Genomic DNA, 13,089 nt, shown 5'->3' on the forward strand with positions numbered 1-13,089 from the left:
CTAGGTCGCGTCCGGATCGAACCTGGTCACGCCAGGGCGCACATCCCCTGGCCCCGGCCCCGACTGGGGCTTTTCCGGCGGGGTCTGCGGCGTCTCGGGCGTCTCCGGTTTGGTGGGCGAGTCGAAGCGCCCGGTGAAGATCGAGTCGTCCCCGTCGAGCAGGTGTTTGGTGAGCGCGGCGCGCGGCGTCATTCCGCGCAGCTTCTGCAGTTCCGACAGAGGCTCGCGCAAATCGTCGAACTCCGGCCCGAGATCCTCTCGCAGCTGGCTGGTGGCCCCGGAGATGTAGTCGCGTGCCTGACGCACCGCACCCGAGGTCCAGCGGATCGCACCAGGCAGCCGTTCCGGTCCCAGGATCACCAGACCGGCGATCACCAGGACCAGCATCTCGCCCCAGCCCACGTTGGCGAACATCGGCCTAGGTGCTGTTGTCGGGGCCGGGAGTGACGGTCAGGGTGACCCGCCGACCGTCCCGCATGACCTCGATCGGAGCGGGCTCACCGATCTTGAGCTGTCGGACGGCGACGACGAACTCGTCGGCGTCGGCGACGTCGCGGTCACCGACCTTGACGACGACATCGTTCTCGAGGATGCCGGCACGTTCAGCAGGGCCGCCCGCGGCCACGTTCGCGATCTGCGCGCCCTTGGCGACGTCGTTGCTGACGGACCGGGCGGTCAGGCCGAGCGTCGGATGCGCGATCTTGCCGTCCTGGATCAGGGTCTCGACGACCTGCTTGACCTCGTTGACCGGGATGGCGAAGCCGAGCCCGCTGGCACTGTCGGACAGCGATTTGCCGGCGGTGTTGATGCCGATGACCTCGGAGTCCATGTTGATCAACGGACCGCCGGAGTTGCCGTGGTTGATCGATGCGTCGGTCTGCACACCGTCGATCACGGTGTCGGTGTCCGACCCGTCGCCCGACAGCGGCACCGGCCGGTGCAGGGCGCTGATGATGCCGTGGGTGACCGTGCTGCGCAGGCCGAGGGGGGCACCGGCGGCGATCACCTCTTCGCCGACGCGCAACTTCTCCGAGTCACCGAGCCGGGCCACCACGAGGTTGTCGACATTGTCGACCTTGAGGACCGCGAGGTCGGTCTTGGGATCGCGACCGACGAGATTGGCCGGCACCTCTTTGCCGTCGTTGAAGACGACCGACATCTTGAACTTGCTCGGATTCGTCGCCGCCTCGGAGATCACGTGATTGTTGGTCACGATGTAGCCGCGCCCGTCGACGATCACACCGGAGCCCTGCGCCCCCTCGGTGTCGCTCTTGGCCTCGATCGTCACCACCGAGTCGGCCACCGCGGCGGCCACCTTCGCGAACTGCCCCTGCGGCGGCTCACCGTTGTTGCCCGTCTCCAACGTCACCTTGGACGTGGTGAAGGCCTCGACGACCTCGGCGGTCTTGCGGCCGACCACGCCACCGGCGATGCCGATGACCAGGGCGACGATCCCGAGGATGACCAGGGCGAACCAGGACACCTTGCCGCCGAAGAGCACGTCGCGCACACCGAGCTTGCCCGCCGGAGCCGTCGGCGCGGCCGGGGCGGTCTGCGTGACCGCGGGGGTTCCCAGTGCCACCGGGGCACCGGGATTGCGCCATGGATCGTCGACGTCCTCCCCTGCACCGTCGCGCTCCGCATCCAGCGCACCGGCATCGGTCGGGTGGCGCTGGAGGGAGTCACCGCCCCGGTGGGGACGCCCGAACGCCTCGGCGAGAACCGGATCCGGCGGCTGGTCCTTCGGCGCGTACTCACCCTGGTCGCGGTTCTGTCCACGATTGAGGAACGACCCGTTCACGCCGTCGGGCCTGCCGAAGGCGCGCTTGGCGGCCGGATCGACCGGAGGCCGCGACACCGGGCGCGGCTCGAGACGCTCCCGACCGGTCTGGTCCAGATTGGTCACGCGTAGATCGCCCTTCTCGTCACCGTGTTCACCTGCAAGTTCGGGACGCCAGCAATCAACGGCACCCGGTCCGGGCCGACGTCACCCACACCCTACCGACGCTTCCGGCGGGTGCGCGGCGCACCATCGGCCAGCTGCGGGGTGTCGGCGGGTTCGGGGTGTTGCAATGGAGCGTGCTGCGGAATCTGCGACAGCAGACCCAGCAAAGAGCTCGGCATCGCCACCGGGCATGCGTCGCGCAGCACTTCCCTGGCTTGGCGCTGACTGTCGACCTCCAGTGCGCACTCGGGGCACATCGACATGTGGTGAGCGGCGCGCAGGTGCGCACTCATCCTCAGCTCACCGTCAACGTAGGCGGCCACAGCCTCGGTCGACAGGTGCTCGGTGCTACCGAATTGCCGGGGCCCGACGGGGGCATCGCTCTGCGACGCGAATTGCGTGGGGAGCCAGGAGAATGCGCGACGGAACGCATGTCCGGGATCGAACACCACCCGACTCCTCTCCGGTCATGGATGCAGGCCTGCTTCGAATGTAGCGCGGCTTTCTGTGCATCCGCCGCTCATCGCCATGCCGAGATCACGCCGATCGGGCGGAATCCTGAACGGTCCTGATGTCGGCCCTGATGTCACTGTGCCGGGCAAGGTACTCGCGAAGCGCCTGTCGGCCGCGGTGGATGCGGCTTCGGACGGTGCCCAGCTTGACGCCCAGCGTGGCGCCGATCTCCTCGTAGGACAGACCCTCGATGTCGCACAGCACGACGGCGGCACGGAACTCGGGGGCCAACGAGTCGAGCGCGGCCTGCAGGTCGGGACCCAATCGCGAATCGTGGTAGATCTGCTCGGGGTTCGGCTCATCGGCCGGGACACGCTCGTAGTCCTCGGGCAGCGCCTCCATCCGGATGCGCCCGCGCCTACGGACCATGTCGAGGAACAGGTTGGTCGTGATGCGGTGCAGCCAGCCTTCGAAGGTGCCGGGCTGGTAGTTCTGCACGGAGCGGAACACCCGGATGAAGGTCTCTTGCGTGAGATCTTCTGCGTCGTGCTGGTTACCCGACAGGCGGTAGGCCAGCCGGTAGACGCGGTCGGCGTGCTGGCGGACGAGCTCGTCCCAGCTCGGCATGGCGGACTGGTCGCCGGTGGCGTCGAACACGGCCGTGCCGGTCAGCTCGTCGGTGGTCTCCACCCACTCGGCCTCGGTGAACTGTTCCAGATGGGCCATGGACACAGGGGCAGCAACGGGGGCGTTGGTGGTCGTCGGATCCTCCAGGTCGTGCGGACTGTCCTGCGGCTCGTGCCGCTCGGTCGAGACAACGCGGCGCAGAGACACATTCTTCCCGCGGTCGGCGATCGCGTCGCGGTGCGCGGCGTCTGTCATGCGAATACATTCTCCCGTCGTGGTGAGCCAGGCATATGAGCAAACTGAACATTTCCTGAGAAACCTCGCTACCCATTTTCGACCAGCGGAAACGGCGTCGCGCCGGCCACCGCCGGGGCTTGGCGTGTCGAGGTGTCCGCGTCGGGGCCGACGCTCTACGCTGCGGGCATGTCGAGCACCGACGAGCCCACCGCCGGCGCCGGCGATTCCCCCGCCGCGCCGAGTGTCGCCGAGGCGATCGTCAGCCACGCCGAACACTCCATTTCCGAGGACGCGATCGTCGCTGCCGCGCGGGAGCGAGCCGTCGACATCGGCGCGGGAGCGGTGACGCCCGCCGTAGGTGCCCTGCTGTGCGTTCTTGCGAAGCTGACCAGCGCGAAGGCCGTCGTCGAAGTCGGCACCGGCGCCGGCGTCAGCGGGCTGTGGCTGCTCTCGGGCATGCGCGACGACGGGGTGCTCACCACGATCGACGTCGAACCCGAACACCAGCGGATCGCCAAGCAGGCGTTCACCGAGGCCGGGGTGGGCCCGGGGCGCACCCGGCTCATCAGCGGGCGCGCGCAGGAAGTGCTGACCCGCCTGGCCGATGAGTCTTACGACCTGGTGTTCATCGACGCAGCTCCGGGCGACCAGCCACAATTCGTCGCTGAAGGGGTGCGCCTGCTGCGGCCCGGCGGCGCGATCGTTCTGCACCGGGCAGCTCTGGGCGGCCGGGCCGGCGACGCCACCGCCAAGGACGCCGAAGTCAGCGCTGTGCGTGAGGCCGCCCGGCTGATCGCAGAGGACGAGCGGCTGACCCCCGTGCTGATCCCCCTCGGCGACGGCCTGCTCGCCGCCGCCCGCGACTGAGCTTTTTTACGCGAGCAGACGCGAACTCGAGTGATTCTGCGTCGAATCACTCGAGTTCGCGTCTGCCCGCCCACGTCATGGAACCCCGCCGCGGACAGACCTTGACCGCAGACTGAACGCGTGTTTAGCATGTTGAACATGCGTTCAGCGGATGATCTCACCGCGGTGGCTCGCATTCGCGACGCCGCCATCGAACTGTTCGGCCGCGACGGGTTCCGCGTCAGCGTGCGAGCGATCGCAGCGGCTGCGGGGGTGAGCCCCGGCCTGGTGATCCACCACTTCGGCAGCAAGGACAACCTGCACCGCGCCTGCGACGAGTACATCGCCGAGACCATCCGGGCCGCCAAGTCCGAGTCGATCCAGACCTCAGACCCGGCGACGTGGCTCGCGCAGATGGCCGAGATCGAGCAGTACGCGCCGATGATGGCCTACCTGGTGCGCAGTCTGCAGTCCGGTGGTGACCTCGCAAAGACGCTGTGGCACAACATGATCGACAACACAGAGCAGTACATCGAAGAGGGCGTGCGCGCGGGCACCATCAAGCCGAGTGTCGACGCGAAGGCCCGCGCGCGCTTCCTGGGCATGGCGGGCGGCGGCGCGTTCCTGCTCTACCTGCAACTGCACCCCGACCCATCCGACCTGCGCGCCGTCCTGCGCGACTACAGCGAGGAGATGGTGTTGCCGGCGCTGGAGCTCTACACCCACGGCCTGATGACCGATTCGACGATGTACGACGCCTTCCTCGCGAGGCGCCGGGAAGGTATTCCGTTCACACAAGGAGACCCAGATGAGTGAGCACGCTGCAATCGAGGTGCGGTCCCTGACCAAGACGTTCGGCTCGGTCCGAGCCCTCGACGGCCTCGATTTGTCCGTCGCCGGAGGCGAGGTGCACGGCTTCCTCGGCCCCAACGGCGCGGGCAAATCCACCACCATCCGCATCCTGCTCGGGCTGGCGCGCGCCGACTCGGGCACCGTGCGCGTCCTCGGCGCCGATCCGTGGACCGACGCCGTCGCCCTGCACCGCCACATGGCCTACGTGCCCGGTGATGTCACGCTGTGGCCCACTCTGACCGGCGGCGAGACCATCGATCTGCTCGCCCGCATGCGCGGCGGACTCGACATGAAGCGTCGCGACGAGCTCGTCGAACGGTTCAGCCTCGACCCGACCAAGAAGTCGAGAACCTACTCCAAGGGGAACCGTCAGAAGGTGTCGCTGGTCTCGGCGTTCTCCTCTCACGCGCGGCTGCTACTTCTCGACGAGCCGAGCACCGGGCTGGACCCGTTGATGGAGAACGTCTTCCAGCACTGCGTCGGTGAAGCCCGCGATCGCGGGGTCACCGTCCTGCTCTCCAGCCACATCCTCGCCGAAACCGAGGCGCTCTGCGATCGCGTGACCATCATCCGGGCCGGACGCACCGTCGAGAGCGGCACGCTGGACTCGATGCGACATCTGTCGCGCACCTCGATCACTGCTGAGTTACTCCGCAGCCCAACCGGTTTGGACTCCATTCCCGGCGTCGACGATGTCTCCGTCGACGGTACGACGGTCCGGGCGCAGGTCGACGGCGAGAGCCTGGCGCAGGTGATCAAAGTGCTCGGCGAGGCCGGCGTACGCAGCCTCGTCAGCCAGCCGCCCACTCTCGAAGAGCTGTTCCTCCGCCACTACAACACCGAAAACACCGCAAACACGGCAGACCAAGAGCAGGTGCACGCATGACCACGCTGCTCGAGCGCCCGCATCCGGCGCACCAGGCACCGAACCGCGGCAGCGGGCTGACCGGCACCCTGGACCTGCTGCGGCTCTACGCCCGTCGGGACCGAATCGTGTTGCCGTTGTGGGTGTTACTGCTCTCGGTTCCGCTCTCGAGCGTCTACATCGGCGCCACCGCGGCCGTGTATCCCACCGCTGCGGAGCGGGCGACGCTGGCGGCATCCATCATGGCCAGCCCGGCCCAGCGCGCGCTCTACGGGCAGGTCTTCGACGACAGCCTCGGCGCGGTCGGCATCTGGAAGGCCGGCATGTTCCACACCCTGATCGCGGTCGCGGTGATCCTCACCGTGATCCGCCACACCCGCGCCGACGAAGAAGCCGGCCGCGCCGAGCTTCTCGATTCCACCGCGATCGGTCGCTACGCCGGACTGACGGCCGCGCTGCTGCTCGCCGGCGGTGCGTCGGTCGCGACCGGAGCCATCGGCACCACCGGTCTGCTCACCCAGAACGTGCCCGCCGCCGGGTCCCTCGCCTTCGGTGCCGCTCTCGCCTGCTCGGGCCTGGTGTTCACCGCGGTGGCCGCCGTCACGGCCCAACTGTCGCCGAACGCCCGCTTCGCGCGGGGTGCCGCGTTCGCGGTGCTGGGTGCCGCGTTCACGCTGCGGGCCGTCGGCGATGCCGGCACCCGGGCTGTGTTCCTGGGCTGGCTTTCACCGCTGGGGTGGTCACTGCAGGTCCGGCCCTACGCCGGTGACAGGTTCGCCGTCCTGGCACTGCATCTCGGCCTGACGGCCGCTCTTCTCGCGGTCGCGTACCTGCTGCTGTCGCGGCGCGACGTCGGCGCGGGCCTGCTCGCCGAACGACCCGGCCCGCCGCGGGCGGCGGCGGCCCTGAGTGGCGTGGTCGGCTTGGCGTGGCGTCTCGACCGTGGAGCACTGCTCGTGTGGACGGTGGGGTTGAGTCTCTACGGTCTGCTGATCGGCAGCATCGTGCACGGCATCGGAGATGAGATGGGAGACAGCCAGGTCGCCCGCGACATCGTGACACGCCTCGGCGGATCCAGCGCCGTCGAACAGGCCTTCATCGCGGTGGCGTTCAGCATGCTCGGCATGATCGCGGCGGCCTTCGCCGTCTCCCTCGCGCTGCGCCTGCACCAGGAGGAGAGCACTCAGCGCGCGGAAGCTGTGCTGGCCGGTTCCGTGAGCCGAAGGCATTGGCTGACAAGCCATCTGGTGTTCGCGATCGGTGGTCCCGCCGTGGCACTGCTGGTGGCCGGCCTCGTCACCGGGCTGACCTACGGGACCGCGACGGGTGACATCGGCGCGACGCTTCCGACGGTCCTCGGCACCGCGACCGCCCAGCTGCCCGCGGTGTGGCTGCCCGCGGCGGTGGCCGTGACGCTGTTCGGATTCGCACCGCGCTGGGCGCCGGTAGCCTGGGGGCTGCTCGTCGGGTTCATCGCGGTGTTCATGATGGGCTCGCTTGCCGACGCGCCGCACTGGTTGCTCGATCTGGAGCCGTTCAGCCACGTGCCGCACGTCGGCATCGGTTCGTTCACCGCCGTGCCGCTGGTGTGGTTGCTCTGCCTCGACGCCGCGGCGATCACGCTGGGCGTCATCGGATTCCGCCGACGCGACCTGCGCTGATCGTGAAGCTCATCCTGCAGGCCATCGCGTCGGCGGTCGTCGGCATCCTGTGTCTGGGGCTGGCCCTGTTCGTCCCTGCGGGCACCGTGGACTACTGGCAGGGTTGGGCCTTCATCGCCGTGTTCACAGCGTGCTCGGTGGTCTCGGGCGCCTACCTCGCGGTGCGACAGCCCGAGGCACTGGCCCGTCGCGTCAAGGCCGGACCGACCGCCGAGACGCGACCCGCGCAGCGGATCATCATCAGCCTCATGCTGGTGGCGGTCATCGCGACCCTCGTCGTCGGCGCGCTCGACTGGCGATTCGGCTGGTCCACGGTTCCGGACTGGCTCGTCGTCCTTGGTGACGTCATCGTCGCCGCCGGCTTGCTCGGCGCGCAACTGGTTGTCGTCCAGAACAATTGGGCCGGCGCGAGCATCACCGTCGAGCAGGATCAGCCGCTCGTGTCGACGGGGCTCTACGCGATCGTCCGCCATCCGATGTACGCCGCGACGCTGGTGATGATGGCCGGCACACCACTCGCGCTCGGGTCCCTGTGGGGGCTGGCGGTCGTGGCGCTGACCGTGCCGCTGCTGGCGGCCCGAATCCTCGACGAGGAGAAGGCGTTACGCGCAGGGTTGGCCGGCTACCTCGACTACACGCAACAGGTGCGGTTTCGGCTGATCCCCCACGTGTGGTGAGCCCATACTGAGCCCATGGAAGTGCTGACCGGGTTCGGACTGGCGAGTGCCGCGGGGCTCAACGCCTACATCCCTCTGCTGGCGCTGGGGCTGCTGGCACGCTTCACCGATCTGGTCTCGCTCCCGGCCGGCTGGGCGTGGCTCGAGAACGGTTGGGTGATGGCCATCGTCGCGGTACTGCTGGCCGTCGAGGTCGTCGCCGACAAGGTGCCCGCACTCGACAGCATCAACGACACTGTGCAAACCCTCGTCCGGCCCACCGCGGGCGGGATCGTTTTCGGCTCCGGCACCGCGGCGCAGACCGCGGCCGTCACCGATCCGGGCGCCTTCGCCCAGTCCGGTCAGTGGATTCCCGTCGTCGCCGGGGTCGTCGTCGCCCTGATCGTGTCGCTGACGAAGTCGACGGTCCGGCCGGCAGCCAACGTCGCGACGGCCGGCATGGCCGCACCGGTGTTGAGCACCATCGAGGACATCGTCAGCGTGCTGCTGGTGGTGCTGGCGATCCTCGTACCGGTCCTGGTGCTGGTCGCGCTCGTCGGCATGGCGTGGGCAGCGGTCCGGCTGATCCGGCGCCGACGGCGTGCCACGAAAGCAGGTATTCGCTGACGAGCCGGGTACCCGGGTCGTCATGCAGACGTTCCTGCCGTATCCCGGCTTCGCCGACTCGGCCCGCATCCTCGACGCCCGCCGCCTGGGCAAGCAGCGCGCGGAGACCATCCAGGTGCTGCGGGCGCTCACGGTTGCGGGCTATGGCTGGCGCAACCACCCGGCCGCGACGATGTGGGCCGGATACGAAGAGGCAGTCGTGCGCTACGGGCTGGAGATCTGCGACGTGTGGTGCGCGCTGGGCCGCGCGGACACGTGCGCGGTCACCCTACGCACCGACCTGACGCAGGGCACCGGGTTGACCGCTGTCCGCACGCAAGAAGAGCTCGCCGCGGCAGGTGACCTCCCGCCCTGGCTCGGTGACCCGGCGGTGCACAGCAGCCACCAGTCGGCGCTGGTGCGCAAGCTCCCGGATCACTACCGTCCGCTGTGTCCCGACGTGCCCGACGACCTGCCGTATGTCTGGCCGGTCTCCGACCGGCCGCGCCGCCGGGCCAAACCCGCGGATTAGACCCAGACGCCCTTGCCGACGGCCACCACGCCGCCCGCGCTGACCGAGAACCGTTCCCGGTCCTTGTCCAGGTCGACGCCCACCATCTCCCCGGGTCCGACCACGACGTTCTTGTCGAGGATGGCGTGCCGCACCACCGCGCCGCGGCCGATCCGCGCGCCCGGCATGATCACGCTGCCCTCGACGATCGCGCCGTCGTCGACCGCGACATTCGACGACAGCACCGAGTTGCGCACCGACGCCGCCGAGATGATGCTGCCGGCACCGACGACCGACTCCTGGGCCGATCCGCCGTTCACGAACTTCGCCGGTGCCAGGTTCTCGGAGCTGCCACGGATGGGCCACCGCTTGTTGTAGAGGTTGAAGATCGGGTGCACCGACACCAGGTCCATGTGCGCGTCGTAGAACGCGTCCAGCGTTCCGACGTCACGCCAGTAGCCGTGGTCGCGCTCCGTCGCCCCGGGCACCTCGTTGTTGTTGAAGTCGTACACCGACGCCATACCGTCGGACACCAGCCGCGGGATGATGTCGCCGCCCATGTCGTGGTCGGAGTCGTCGTCCTCGGCGTCGGCGCGGATCGCGTCGATCAGGACCTTGGTGGTGAAGATGTAGTTGCCCATCGACACGAACGTCTGCTCCGGGTCGTCGGGCGTGCCGGGCGGATCGGCCGGCTTCTCGATGAACCCGCGGATGCGTCCCGAATCGTCGGCGTCGATGCACCCGAACGCGCTGGCTTCGGCGCGCGGCACACGGATACCCGCCACGGTCGCCCCGGCGCCGCTCTCGATGTGCTGCTGCACCATCTGCTCCGGATCCATCCGGTACACGTGGTCGGCGCCGAAGATCACGATGTAGTCGGGGTCCTCGTCGTAGATGAGGTTCATCGACTGGTAGATCGCATCGGCGGAGCCGGTGTACCACCGCGGACCGAGACGCTGCTGCGCCGGCACCGGGGTGATGTACTCACCGGCAAGCCCCGAAAGCCGCCAATTCTGCGAGATGTGGCGATCCAGCGAATGCGACTTGTATTGGGTGAGAACACAGATCCGCAGGTACCGAGCATTCACGAGATTCGAGAGCACGAAGTCGATCAGCCGGTAGGCGCCTCCGAATGGCACCGCGGGCTTGGCCCGGTCAGCTGTCAACGGGTACAGCCGTTTACCTTCTCCGCCGGCGAGGACGATGCCCAGCACGTGTGGCGCTTCCCTCATGAAACCAACCTATCGGCAGGTGGTGACGGGGGCCAGCTATTGACAGGCATTGGCGCGTTCTTGCGTCCTCATCACGTCAACTGCATCCGCACATGTGCATCAAGACAATTGAGGATGCGGCGCGAGCGGTCGGTCGATCTGGGTACGGTCTGTCCATGCGGTCGGAGATGCGAGTGGCGATGATGACGCGGGAGTACCCCCCGGAGGTCTACGGCGGCGCGGGAGTTCACGTCACCGAGCTGGTCGCGCAGCTGCGACACCTCTGTGAGGTCGACGTGCACTGTATGGGTGCGCCCCGCCCGGGAGTGACCGTCGCCGCGCCCGATCCGGCGCTGGCGGGAGCCAACGCCGCGCTGGCCACCCTGTCGGCCGATCTCACCATGGTCAACGGCAGTTCCGAGGCCACCGTCGTGCACTCGCACACCTGGTACACGGGTATGGCTGGCCATCTGGCGGCCCTGCTGTACGGCGCTCCGCACGTGCTGACGGCGCACTCGCTGGAGCCGATGCGCCCGTGGAAGGCCGAGCAGCTCGGCGGCGGGTACCGCATCTCGTCGTGGGTGGAGAAGACGGCCGTGGAGGCCGCCGACGCGGTGATCGCCGTCAGCTCCGGGATGCGCGGCGACGTGCTGCGCACCTACCCCGCGCTCGATCCCGACCGGGTGCACGTCGTGCGCAACGGCATCGACACCGACGTCTGGTATCCCGCCCAACCCGACCCCGCGCAGTCGGTGCTCGCCGACCTGGGTGTCGACCCGACCCGCCCCATCGTCGCGTTCGTCGGCAGGATCACCCGGCAGAAGGGCGTCGCGCACCTGGTCGCGGCCGCGCACCACTTCGCCCCTGAGGTGCAGCTCGTGCTGTGCGCCGGGGCCCCCGACACCCCGGAGATCGCCGAAGAGGTGGCCTCGGCGGTCCAGCAGCTGTCAGATGCCCGCACCGGCGTGTTCTGGGTCCGCGAGATGCTACCGACGCCCAAGATTCGCGAAATACTCACGGCGGCAACGGCTTTTGTATGCCCGTCGGTGTACGAGCCGCTGGGCATCGTCAACCTCGAGGCGATGGCGTGCGGGACGGCAGTCGTCGCATCCGATGTCGGCGGTATCCCCGAGGTGGTCGACGACGGACGCACTGGCCTGCTGGTGCACTACGACGCAGACCAGACGGCCGCATTCGAGCGCGACCTGGCCGAGGCCGTCAACTCACTGGTGGCCGACCCGCAGCGCGCCGCGACGTTCGGCGCCGCGGGCCGGGCCCGGTGTATCGAGGAGTTCTCGTGGGCGCAGATCGCTGAGCAGACCCTGGAGATCTACCGCAAGGTCTGCTGAGCGGCTTGCGCGCTAGCTGGTGACGCCCTTGAGTTCGTCGCCGAGGGCGGCTGCCTCATCGGGAGTCAGCTCCACGACCAGCCGTCCGCCACCTTCCAGTGGTACCCGCATCACGATGCCGCGCCCCTCCTTGGTTGCTTCCAGTGGACCGTCGCCGGTCCGGGGCTTCATCGCCGCCATCGAGTGCCTCCTCCACATGGGCGTGCCCGTCAGGGCCCGATTGGTCGTGCAAGCACCGATGACGTCGAACGCTGACAGCATCGGCTCTGAACTGCTTCAGACGTCCATTGTTCCCTATCGGCGCCGCCTCGTGTGCAAAGACCCGCTATAGCTGCGCCTTCGGCTCTGTTCGCGGCACCCAACAATCGGCGACGTGGTCGTCCACCATGCCGGTCGCTTGCATCAGCGCGTACGCCGTGGTCGGGCCGACGAACCGGAATCCTCGCCGTTTGAGTTCCTTGGCCATCGCCGTGGATTCCGGGGACGTGGCCGGTACCGCGGACAGATCGACGGGCCGGGGCCGGCCGGCCGGGGCGAACGACCACAGCAGCTCCGCCAGGTCGCCGCCCGCGTCGGCGAGATCGACCGTGGCTTGCGCATTGGCGATCGTGGCCTCGATCTTGGCCCGGTTGCGCACGATGCCGGCGTCGGACATCAGCCGCTCGACGTCTCGCTCGGTGTAGCGGGACACCCGCTCGACGTCGAAGCCGTCGAATGCGGCGCGGAAGTTCTCCCGCTTGCGCAGGATTATCAGCCACGACAGCCCGCTCTGGAACGCCTCGAGGCTGATGCGCTCGAACAATGCACCCGAATCGCGCAGCGGCCGACCCCACTCGGTGTCGTGGTAGTCGCGGTACAGCACGAAGTCGTCGTCCGACAGACGCGCCTGGTCGATCCAGCCGCACCGGACCCGACCGTCATCGACGGCCGTCATGTGCCGAGTTGCGGGGCGTCCTGCGTCGCCCGCGTCTGCGCCAACTCCGCACGCAACTCGTCGATCTCGCGACCCAGGCGCTCGAGCGCCCAGTCGACCTCGCTGGCCTTGTATCCCCGCAGCGTCTGGGTGAACTTCAGCGCCTCGACATCGGCCCCGGTGATCTCGGTGGCCGGAAGTGACGTGGCGGTGGTCGCCTTCGGCAGCGGCGCGAGCACCTCACCGCGGCCGAACAACACGCTGCCGATCGCGAACAGCACGACGCCGACGAGCACCAGCACGACGAGGTAGAGAAGAACGAGCGTCACACGTCGATACTGCCTGACTGCACCGACA

General features: G+C 68.5%; 16 protein-coding genes. 8 read left to right on the top strand and 8 right to left on the bottom strand.

What is annotated here, in order from left to right:
• The 4 genes from tatB to sigE all read right to left on the bottom strand — a co-directional run bounded on the left by tatB (position 1) and on the right by sigE (position 3,280).
• Positions 1-414: a Sec-independent protein translocase protein TatB gene (gene tatB / locus ACZ50N_RS18400; protein ID WP_046366462.1), complete on the bottom strand. Its 414-nt coding sequence runs from the start codon at positions 412-414 to the stop codon at positions 1-3.
• A gap of 4 nt (positions 415-418) precedes the next feature.
• Positions 419-1,906, bottom strand: a complete 1,488-nt coding sequence (htrA, locus tag ACZ50N_RS18405) for a serine protease HtrA (protein ID WP_046366463.1) — start codon at positions 1,904-1,906, stop codon at positions 419-421.
• Positions 1,907-1,998: 92 nt separating this feature from the next.
• Positions 1,999-2,394, bottom strand: coding sequence for an anti-sigma E factor RseA (gene rseA / locus ACZ50N_RS18410; RefSeq protein ID WP_048422061.1), 396 nt, complete (start codon positions 2,392-2,394; stop codon positions 1,999-2,001).
• Positions 2,395-2,482: 88 nt separating this feature from the next.
• Positions 2,483-3,280 (bottom strand): RNA polymerase sigma factor SigE, encoded by a 798-nt coding sequence (sigE, locus tag ACZ50N_RS18415; protein ID WP_110814650.1) that lies wholly within the window; start codon positions 3,278-3,280, stop codon positions 2,483-2,485.
• A 168-nt stretch (positions 3,281-3,448) separates the two neighbouring features.
• On the opposite strand from sigE, the gene ACZ50N_RS18420 reads away from it, so the two are divergent.
• The 7 genes from ACZ50N_RS18420 to ACZ50N_RS18450 all read left to right on the top strand — a co-directional run bounded on the left by ACZ50N_RS18420 (position 3,449) and on the right by ACZ50N_RS18450 (position 9,280).
• Positions 3,449-4,129 carry an O-methyltransferase gene (locus ACZ50N_RS18420; protein ID WP_046366464.1) on the top strand — a complete coding sequence of 227 codons (681 nt, stop codon included), beginning with the start codon at positions 3,449-3,451 and terminating at the stop codon, positions 4,127-4,129.
• 138 nt (positions 4,130-4,267) lie between these two features.
• Positions 4,268-4,924 (top strand): TetR/AcrR family transcriptional regulator, encoded by a 657-nt coding sequence (locus ACZ50N_RS18425; RefSeq protein WP_046366469.1) that lies wholly within the window; start codon positions 4,268-4,270, stop codon positions 4,922-4,924.
• The gene (locus tag ACZ50N_RS18430) at positions 4,917-5,846 is read left to right on the top strand and encodes an ABC transporter ATP-binding protein (protein ID WP_464473487.1); all 930 of its coding nucleotides are present in this window, start codon (positions 4,917-4,919) and stop codon (positions 5,844-5,846) included. Before ACZ50N_RS18425 ends, ACZ50N_RS18430 begins: the two co-directional genes overlap by 8 nt.
• Entirely contained in the window at positions 5,843-7,486 is a 1,644-nt protein-coding gene (locus tag ACZ50N_RS18435; RefSeq protein ID WP_464473488.1) for an ABC transporter permease, read from the top strand. The genes ACZ50N_RS18430 and ACZ50N_RS18435 overlap by 4 nt, the downstream gene beginning before the upstream one ends.
• A gap of 2 nt (positions 7,487-7,488) precedes the next feature.
• Positions 7,489-8,163, top strand: a complete 675-nt coding sequence (locus tag ACZ50N_RS18440; protein ID WP_048421969.1) for a methyltransferase family protein — start codon at positions 7,489-7,491, stop codon at positions 8,161-8,163.
• A 15-nt stretch (positions 8,164-8,178) separates the two neighbouring features.
• Positions 8,179-8,769, top strand: a complete 591-nt coding sequence (locus ACZ50N_RS18445; protein WP_046366236.1) for a DUF4126 domain-containing protein — start codon at positions 8,179-8,181, stop codon at positions 8,767-8,769.
• A 22-nt stretch (positions 8,770-8,791) separates the two neighbouring features.
• Positions 8,792-9,280 carry an MSMEG_6728 family protein gene (locus ACZ50N_RS18450; RefSeq protein ID WP_464473489.1) on the top strand — a complete coding sequence of 163 codons (489 nt, stop codon included), beginning with the start codon at positions 8,792-8,794 and terminating at the stop codon, positions 9,278-9,280.
• Here ACZ50N_RS18450 and glgC read toward each other — a convergent pair.
• Positions 9,277-10,491: a glucose-1-phosphate adenylyltransferase gene (gene glgC, locus ACZ50N_RS18455; protein ID WP_048421967.1), complete on the bottom strand. Its 1,215-nt coding sequence runs from the start codon at positions 10,489-10,491 to the stop codon at positions 9,277-9,279. The genes ACZ50N_RS18450 and glgC overlap by 4 nt on opposite strands.
• 167 nt (positions 10,492-10,658) lie before the next feature.
• Here glgC and glgA point away from each other — a divergent pair, with 167 nt between their 5' ends.
• On the top strand, positions 10,659-11,819 hold the full coding sequence (gene glgA / locus ACZ50N_RS18460; RefSeq protein ID WP_464475676.1) for a glycogen synthase: 1,161 nt from the start codon (positions 10,659-10,661) through the stop codon (positions 11,817-11,819).
• 12 nt (positions 11,820-11,831) lie between these two features.
• Here glgA and ACZ50N_RS18465 read toward each other — a convergent pair whose 3' ends face one another.
• The 3 genes from ACZ50N_RS18465 to ACZ50N_RS18475 form a co-directional block, all read right to left on the bottom strand.
• Positions 11,832-11,999: a DUF3117 domain-containing protein gene (locus ACZ50N_RS18465; protein WP_003406247.1), complete on the bottom strand. Its 168-nt coding sequence runs from the start codon at positions 11,997-11,999 to the stop codon at positions 11,832-11,834.
• Between the two features lie 145 nt (positions 12,000-12,144).
• The gene (locus ACZ50N_RS18470) at positions 12,145-12,753 is read right to left on the bottom strand and encodes a DNA-3-methyladenine glycosylase I (protein ID WP_464473490.1); all 609 of its coding nucleotides are present in this window, start codon (positions 12,751-12,753) and stop codon (positions 12,145-12,147) included.
• Positions 12,750-13,061, bottom strand: a complete 312-nt coding sequence (locus tag ACZ50N_RS18475) for a DivIVA domain-containing protein (RefSeq protein ID WP_464473491.1) — start codon at positions 13,059-13,061, stop codon at positions 12,750-12,752. The genes ACZ50N_RS18470 and ACZ50N_RS18475 overlap by 4 nt, the downstream gene beginning before the upstream one ends.
• Positions 13,062-13,089 lie beyond the last annotated feature (28 nt).

The organism is Mycolicibacterium obuense (assembly GCF_055397605.1).

Coding starts and splice junctions, on each gene's coding strand:
- ACZ50N_RS18430 (WP_464473487.1), top strand. CDS start 4,917: ATGAGTGAGCACGCTGCAATCGAGGTGCGGTCCCTGACCAAGACGTTC.
- ACZ50N_RS18420 (WP_046366464.1), top strand. CDS start 3,449: ATGTCGAGCACCGACGAGCCCACCGCCGGCGCCGGCGATTCCCCCGCC.
- ACZ50N_RS18450 (WP_464473489.1), top strand. CDS start 8,792: ATGCAGACGTTCCTGCCGTATCCCGGCTTCGCCGACTCGGCCCGCATC.
- ACZ50N_RS18465 (WP_003406247.1), bottom strand. CDS start 11,999: ATGGCGGCGATGAAGCCCCGGACCGGCGACGGTCCACTGGAAGCAACC.
- glgC (WP_048421967.1), bottom strand. CDS start 10,491: ATGAGGGAAGCGCCACACGTGCTGGGCATCGTCCTCGCCGGCGGAGAA.
- ACZ50N_RS18470 (WP_464473490.1), bottom strand. CDS start 12,753: ATGACGGCCGTCGATGACGGTCGGGTCCGGTGCGGCTGGATCGACCAG.
- ACZ50N_RS18445 (WP_046366236.1), top strand. CDS start 8,179: ATGGAAGTGCTGACCGGGTTCGGACTGGCGAGTGCCGCGGGGCTCAAC.
- tatB (WP_046366462.1), bottom strand. CDS start 414: ATGTTCGCCAACGTGGGCTGGGGCGAGATGCTGGTCCTGGTGATCGCC.
- glgA (WP_464475676.1), top strand. CDS start 10,659: ATGCGAGTGGCGATGATGACGCGGGAGTACCCCCCGGAGGTCTACGGC.
- ACZ50N_RS18435 (WP_464473488.1), top strand. CDS start 5,843: ATGACCACGCTGCTCGAGCGCCCGCATCCGGCGCACCAGGCACCGAAC.
- sigE (WP_110814650.1), bottom strand. CDS start 3,280: ATGACAGACGCCGCGCACCGCGACGCGATCGCCGACCGCGGGAAGAAT.
- ACZ50N_RS18425 (WP_046366469.1), top strand. CDS start 4,268: ATGCGTTCAGCGGATGATCTCACCGCGGTGGCTCGCATTCGCGACGCC.